Annotated in this window: 5 protein-coding genes; 1 reads left to right on the top strand and 4 read right to left on the bottom strand. The window is 70.2% G+C overall.

The features are described from left to right. Positions 1 to 1,424: ammonium transporter (locus tag Q0L11_RS09530; RefSeq protein ID WP_296596906.1), on the top strand; the 1,424-nt coding region annotated here is incomplete at its 5' end. 92 nt (positions 1,425 to 1,516) lie between these two features. Here Q0L11_RS09530 and Q0L11_RS09525 read toward each other — a convergent pair. From Q0L11_RS09525 to Q0L11_RS09510, 4 genes are all read right to left on the bottom strand, one after another. Beyond that, positions 1,517 to 2,392 carry a 4-(cytidine 5'-diphospho)-2-C-methyl-D-erythritol kinase gene (locus Q0L11_RS09525; RefSeq protein ID WP_296596905.1) on the bottom strand — a complete coding sequence of 292 codons (876 nt, stop codon included), beginning with the start codon at positions 2,390 to 2,392 and terminating at the stop codon, positions 1,517 to 1,519. 4 nt (positions 2,393 to 2,396) lie between these two features. Next, positions 2,397 to 4,088 (bottom strand): tetratricopeptide repeat protein, encoded by a 1,692-nt coding sequence (locus tag Q0L11_RS09520; protein ID WP_296596903.1) that lies wholly within the window; start codon positions 4,086 to 4,088, stop codon positions 2,397 to 2,399. A gap of 67 nt (positions 4,089 to 4,155) precedes the next feature. Next, complete coding sequence (locus Q0L11_RS09515) at positions 4,156 to 5,829, bottom strand: electron transfer flavoprotein-ubiquinone oxidoreductase (protein ID WP_296596902.1); 1,674 nt, start codon at positions 5,827 to 5,829, stop codon at positions 4,156 to 4,158. A gap of 120 nt (positions 5,830 to 5,949) precedes the next feature. After that, positions 5,950 to 7,365, bottom strand: a complete 1,416-nt coding sequence (locus Q0L11_RS09510) for a M48 family metalloprotease (protein ID WP_296596901.1) — start codon at positions 7,363 to 7,365, stop codon at positions 5,950 to 5,952. Positions 7,366 to 7,429 lie beyond the last annotated feature (64 nt).

Genomic DNA, 7,429 nt, shown 5'->3' with positions numbered 1-7,429 from the left:
CCGCCGCCCCGGCTCCGGCTGCGGAGGCCGCTGCCCCCGCCGCCGCGACGCCGGCCCCCGCCGAGGAGATCAAGGCTCCGCCGCAGACGGTCGACAAGGGCGACACCACCTGGATGATGGTCTCCGCCATCCTGGTGCTGCTGATGATCATCCCGGGCCTGGCGCTCTTTTACGGCGGCCTGGTCCGCCAGAAGAACATGCTGTCGATGCTGATGCAGACCTCGACGGTCTGCGTCATCGGCATGATGGCTTGGCTCCTCTGGGGCTACAGCCTCGCCTTCACCTCGGGCGGCGGCCACGACCTCTTCGTGGGCGGCTTCGACCGGCTGTTCATGAAGGGCGTCACGCCGGCGTCCAACGCGGCGACCTTCTCGACCGGGATCTACATCCCCGAGCTGGTCTTCATCTGCTTCCAGATGACCTTCGCCTGCATCACCGCCTGCCTCGTGCTGGGCGGCGTCGCGGAGCGGATGAAGTTCGCGGCCTGCGTGATCTTCGCCGTGCTGTGGCCGCTGCTTTCGTATTATCCGCTGGCCCACATGGTCTGGTGGTGGCCCGGTCCGGACGGCATCGCGACGCATCCGAAGGACACGCCCGCCGCCGGCCTGCTGTGGAGCTGGGGCGCGCTCGACTTCGCCGGCGGCACCGTGGTCCACATCAACGCCGGTATCGCCGCGCTGATGGGCTGCCTGATCCTCGGCCCCCGCAAGGGCTTCCGTCAGGAACCGATGCAGCCGCACTCGCTCACGCTGACCCTGGTCGGCGCCGGCCTGCTGTGGTTCGGCTGGTTCGGCTTCAACGCCGGCTCCAACCTGGAAGCCAACGGCTACGCCGCGCTCGCCATGATCAACACCTTCATCGCGACCGCCGCGGCGGGCTTCTCGTGGGCAATGACGGAATGGGTGACCCGCAAGAAGGCCTCGCTCCTGGGCATGGCCTCGGGTCTGGTCGCCGGCCTCGTGGCCGTCACGCCGGCCGCCGGCTTCGCCGGCCCGATCGGCGCGATGGTGCTCGGCCTGGTCGTCTCGCCGATCTGCATCTTCTTCTGCTCGGTCGTGAAGAACGCCCTGAAGTACGACGACAGCCTGGACGCTTTCGGCATCCACGCGGTCGGCGGCATCGTCGGGGCCCTGGCCACCGGCATCCTGGTGTCGGCCAGCCTGGGCGGCGCGGGCATCGTCGACTACACGACCTGCGCGGCGGACGGCGACATCTCGACCTGCGACGCGCTCGCCAGCTACACGATCGGCGGCCAGTTCTTCACGCAGTTGAAGGCCGTGGCGGTGTCGATCGTGTGGTCGGCGGTCGCCAGCTCGATCGTCTTCTTCATCATCAAGTACACGGTCGGCCTGCGGGCTTCGCCGGAAGCCGAGGAAGAAGGCCTGGACATCGTCGAGCACGGCGAACGCGCCTACCACTCGTAAACTCTTGGGGGAGAGGACGCCGGCCTTCACACCGGGCCGGCGTCAGTGGGGTAGAGACGGGGGTCCTTCGGGGCCCCCGTTTTCGTTCGGGGTCAGTCCCAGGGCCCGCCCAGGCTGCAGCGCCGCACCCACCAGTTCGGGGCCATCGCCTCGATGCGCTCCGCAAGAGTCTCGGCGGCGATATCGTCGGCGCAGAGGGCGAAGCAGGTGCCGCCGGATCCCGACACCCGGGCCAACAGCGTTTCGGGCTCCTCCCGCAGCGTCGCGAGCACCGTGCCCACCTGCGGCGCCACCGCGATCGCCGGCGTCTCCAGGTCGTTGCCCAGGCGCGCCAGCCAGGCGGCGACCTCCTCGGGGCCTTCGAACGCGTCCGGCGTCGGCGGCCGCACGATGTCGCCAAAGGCGCGGGAGGCGTCCAGGGCGCGATAGACCGCCGGCGTCGAGACCGGGACCCCCGGGTTCACCAGCACCGCCGGAAGTGCGGGCAGGCCAGGCGCCGGGGACAGCCGCTCGCCGATCCCCTCGGCGATCACCGGACGGCCCCAGAGGCAGGCCGCCCCGTCCGCCCCGAGGCTGGCGGCCACCTTCTCCAGACGGGCGTCGTCGAACTGCGGGGCGAAGACGTCGCGGATGAGCCGCAGGGCCGCCCCCGCGTCGCTCGATCCGCCGCCCAGGCCGCTGGCCACCGGAAGTTGCTTGTCCAGGGCCATCTTCAGCTCAGCCATCGGCCGGCCCAGCTCGGCCACGAAGGCGCGGACGGCGCGGAAGATCAGGTTGTCGGTCTCACGGCCCAGGCCACGGGCGAACGGCCCGCTTACCGTCAGGCTCCCCTCCCCCAGCTCGATCGACACCCGGTCGCCCACGTCGGCGAAGACCATCAGGCTGCAGAGGGGGTGATAGCCGTCGGCCGCCGGCTCGCCGACGTGCAGGAACAGGTTGACCTTCGCCGGCGCCAGCCTCTCCGGCACGGCCTTATTGCCCGGCGAGCTTCGGCTGCGGACCCAGGCCGTTCGCGAGCTTCTTCTCGGCGTCGGCCTTGATCTTGTCGTCGGGCTTCAGGGTCAGCACGCGCCGCCACTGGAAGCCCGCCTCGTCCTTGCGCCCCACCATCCAGTAAGCGTCGCCCAGGTGGTTGTTGATCTCGGGATCGCCGGCTTCGAGTTCGACCGCCTGTTCCAGCACCTCGACGGCCTTCTTGTAGTCGCCGAGCCGGTAGTGGGCCCAGCCCAGGCTGTCGACGATGGCGCCCGAGCGTGGGTTCGAGGCGACCGCCTTCTCGACCATGCCCATGGCCTCGTCCAGCCGCTCGCCGCGGTCGATCCAGGCATAGCCGAGGTAGTTCAGCAGTTCCGGCTCGTCGGGCCGCAGCTTCAGCGCCTGGGACAGGTCGGCCTCGGCCTTCTTCCAGTCGCCCGAGCGCTCATAGGCCTGGCCTCGGGCGTAGTAGAGCTGCCAGTCCGGCGTCTTCGCGTCGGCGATCAGGCCGTTCAGCAAGTCGATCGCCTCGGGATACTGCTCGTTCGCGCGCAGCAGGTCCGACAGCGTGGTTCGCGCCTCGGGATCGCCGGTTGCCGCGCCGGTGCGCGCCAGCTTCAGCGCGCCCTCCTTGTCGCCGGCGCTCTGGTAGCTCCAGGCCAGCTTCGCCTGCGCCGCCGGGAACTCGGCCGAGGTCGCCTTCGGCTTGGAATAGGCAAGTCGCGCGTTCTCCACGTCGCCGTTCTGCTGCAGCAGGTCGCCCAGCATCAGCCAGGCGTCGTTGCGCTGCGGGTCCAGCGACAGGGCCATGCGCAGGTAAGCGAGGCCGACGGACTCCTGCTTGGCGCTGATCATGGTGGCCGCCGGCGCCAGAAGGGCGAACGCCGCGCCCTCCTTGATCGTCGGCATGGGCGGCGGCGCCTTCTTGCCCTCGGCGCGCGCACGCGCAGCCTTCAGGCCGAGGTTCGAGGGGTTCCGCTTCAGGGCCGCATCGTACAGGTCCAGCGCCTCGGAACGCCGGCCGCGCCGTTCCAGGAAACCGCCATAGGCCAGGACCGCTATCTCACTGGGGTTCTCGCCGGCCGTCACCGCCTTGAAGTCGGTCTCCGCCTCGTCGTAGCGGCGGGCGCGTTCGAAGAGGTGGGCCTGGCCGATCTGGCCGAAATAGTCAACGCCGGCGTCTCCGCGCAGTTGGGGGCGCACCACCGAGCCCTCGGCGTCGCCAACCGACGCGGCGACCCACGGCCCCAGCAAGGCCGCGGCCGCCCGATGCGGGAAGCCGATGCCGTCGCTCGCGAGCTCGGCCTTGGCGATCTTGCCCTTGCCCTCGCCGATGGCGGCCACGACCTTGACCAGCCGGCCGAGACGCTTGCCCGGCTCGGAGGCCGTCGCTCCGTCGGGCGCGAGCTGCGCCGCCTTCTGGATCTCGCCCGCCATCAGGGCGGCGGTGAAGGCGCGTTCGGACACCGCCGGGTCGTCGCCGCTCTGGCTGCGCGCCAGCTCCAGGAACCGCGCAGCGTCGCCGTTCCGCCCCTCCTGCAGGGCCGCGCTGCCCGCCAGGAACATCCCGTAGGCGCTGTCGGCGGCCACGGGCGCGCCCAGCGGCGCCTCCTCGGCCCTCGGGGTCATGGCGCAGCCGCCAAGCAGGACGAGCGGGGCGGCGAAGGCGAGCAGCAGGGTACGACGCATGGCCTGGAGTCTGGGCGCGCGCGGCCTTCGCCGCAAGGGCGCTGTCGTCACAGGCGAAATGCGGCGACTACATGTTCGGATAGTTCGGCCCGTCCCCGCCCTGCGGCGTCGTCCAATCGATGTTCTGCGACGGATCCTTGATGTCGCAGGTCTTGCAGTGGACGCAGTTCTGGAAGTTGATCTGGAACTTCGGGTTGTTCCCGGCCTCGTCGTAGAGCACCTCGTACACCCCCGCCGGGCAGTACAGCCGCGCCGGCTCGCCATACTTCGGCAGGTTCACCGAGATCGGGATCGACGGGTCGCGCAGGCGCAGGTGCGCCGGCTGGGCCTCGTCGTGGTTCGTGCTGGACAGGAACACGCTGGAGAGCTTGTCGAAGCTCAGCACGCCGTCCGGCTTCGGATAGACGATCGGCTTGTAGTCCTTCGCGGCGCCCGTCGAGGCCGCGTCGGTCTTGCCGTGCGACATGGTCCCGAAGAACGAGAAGCCGCCCAGCAGGTGGTTGGTCCACATGTCGAACATCGACGTGAAGCCGCCGACCATCGTGCCGAACTTCGACAGCATCGGCTTGGCGTTGCGGACGAGGTGCAGTTCCTTCTTCAGCCAGGAGCGGTCGAAGAGCGCCTTGTACTCGTCCAGCTCGTCGCCGGAGCGACCGGCCTGGATCGCGTGGTAGGCGGCTTCGGCCGCCATCATGCCGCTCTTGATCGCCGCATGGCTGCCCTTGATCCGCGGCACGTTCACGAAGCCGGCCGAGTCGCCCAGCAACACGCCGCCGGGGAAATAGAGTTTCGGGATCGACTGGATGCCGCCCTCGCTGATGGCGCGGGCCCCGTAGGCGATGCGCTTGCCGCCTTCCAGGTGCTTGGCCACCTCCGGGTGGTGCTTGAAGCGCTGGAATTCGTCGAACGGCGACAGCCAGGGGTTCTTGTAGTTCAGGTGCGTGACGAAGCCGACCGCCACGTAGTTGTCGCCGAAGTGGTAGAGGAAGCTGCCGCCGCCGGTCTTGTCGTCCAGCGGCCAGCCCGTGGTGTGCTGCACGAGGCCCGGGCGGAACACCGCATCCGGCACCTGCCAGAGTTCCTTGATGCCGATCCCGTACTTCTCGCAGTCGGCGTCCTTGCCCAGGTCGTACTTTTTCCGCAGCACCTTCGCCAGCGAGCCGCGCACGCCCTCGCCGATGAAGACGTACTTTCCGCGCAGCTCCATGCCGGGCTCGTAGTTCGGGCCGGGCTTGCCGTCCTTGCCGAAGCCGAACTCGCCGGCCACGACACCCACCAGCTTGTCGCCCTCGAAGACGGGCTGGGAAGCGGCCATGCCCGGATAGATCTCGACGCCCAGCGCCTCGGCCTGGCCGGCCAGCCAGCGGCAGACGTTGCCCAGGCTGGCGATGTAGTTGCCGTGGTTGTCCATGAAGGGCGGCATGGCCCACATCGGCAGCTCGACGCTGCCCTGCGGGCCGAGCATCAGGAAGATGTCCTTGGTCACCGCGGTCTCCAGCGGCGCGCCCTTGTCCTTCCAGTCGGGGATCAGTTCGCCGAGGCCCTTCGGGTCGATCACCGCGCCCGAGAGGATGTGCGCGCCCACTTCGGCGCCCTTCTCGAGGACCGCGACCGTAAGGTTCTCGTCGAGCTGCTTCAGCCGGATCGCCGCCGCGAGGCCGGAGGGCCCGGCGCCGACGATGACGACGTCGTACTCCATCGCTTCGCGCTGGATGGCTTCCTGGCCGACGTCTTCGCTCATCGCGTTCCCCTTCGATCCGTCACCGGCCAGCCCCCTTTCGCCGCCCGATGCTCGCGTTGTGAAGGGGTCTTATCGGGAGGTCACGCCGGGTGGGTCAAGGGCGAAGGCGCCGCGGCGAGGTCACCGGCCCGCTTCCAGGACCAGCTTCACGCGCGATCCGGGCCGCAGCGCCTCGGCCCGGTCCAGCGCGTTCAGCATCAGGAAACGGCCCAGGCGGTCGCCGCCCGGGGCCATGCGCTGCGACATCGCCTCGGCCGTATCGCCCGGCCGCACCTCGACGACGGCGATCTTTCGCCCTCCCCCGCCCTGCGCTTCGCGCTCCGACAGGCGGCGGAAGGAATCGAACATCGGATCGAACAGCCCCGCCTCCCCGGCCGGCGTCATCGCCACGAAGCTGTAGGCCTCGTCTCCGGTCAGGACATAGGCCACCACCGTCAGGTCCACCGGCCGCCCGCCCGACGTGGCCCGCGCCGGCAGGACGACGGCGTCCAGGCCGTTGATCCGCGTGCGCTCCGGCTGGCCCACCGTATGGCGGCCATTCCGCACCACCGCGCCCAGCACCTGCAGGGCGTAGGATTCCAGTTGCTTCGACGTCGCCCGCCCGCCGGCGAACTCGGCCAGCTCGCCGTTCGGACCGGTGATGCGGACGGCGTCGGACTCGTTCGCCAGCCGGAAGCCGCGCGGCGCATCGAAGCGGATGCCGAGCTGGGGGTGGACGTAGCTCGCGCCGTCCACGTAGCCCTGCGCGCCGCCACCCGCGCCGTAGGGCAGCCCGTCCAGCGCCTTCAGGAGGCTCGCCTCGTCGAGGACCAACCCCTCTTGCGTCGGCGTCTTGGCGGCCAGCGCCGTGGCGCGCCGGATGCGATCGGACGTCAGCGGATGGGTGCTCATCCACGGCGCGACGCTGCTCTCGGACTGGCCGGTCTCCTGGGCGGTGAACGCCCCTTCCCGCTGCAGGTCGTCCAGCACGCGTGTCAGCCCCTCGGGCGTATAGCCCGCGGCCGGCAGATAGCCCAGCGCCAGGCTGTCGGCCTCGTACTCCTGGCTGCGCGAGTAGCCGAGCGCGCCCAGCTTGGCGACCCGGCCGGCGACCTTGCCCGCCAGATTCGACTTGGTGGCCGCTCCGATGAGGGCGGCCGCGAGGCTGCCCATCGCCTCAGTGTTCTGTTGGCGGATCGCATGGTTGGAGGCCACATGCCCCAGCTCATGCCCCAGCACCGCCGCCAGCTCGGCCTCGGAGTTCACCAGGCCGAGAAGTCCCCGGGTGATGTAGACGTAGCAGCCCGGCGGCGCCGTGAACGCGTTCACCACCTCGGAATCCACCACGGTGAAGACGCAGCGCTGGCGCATGCCGGCCGCCTCCGCCATCCGCTCGCCGATCCGCTGCACGTAATCGGCCTGCGGGCCCAGGTAGACGCCGCCCAGCTCGGCGATCATCTCCCGGTGCTCGCGCGCCGGCTGCCCCGCCGCCGGCCCGGCCGCCAGCACCCCAGCGGCCGCAGCCCAGGCCGCCGCAATCCAGGCGAACCTTCTCATGGCGACCGCGATCTCCCCATTCCGGGCTGACAAGCCCGCGCCGACGCGCCAAGAGTGGCGCAAG

The organism is Phenylobacterium sp., from assembly GCF_024508875.1.
Classification (GTDB): domain Bacteria; phylum Pseudomonadota; class Alphaproteobacteria; order Caulobacterales; family Caulobacteraceae; genus Phenylobacterium.
This window is presented reverse-complemented; position numbering and strand designations above follow the sequence as displayed.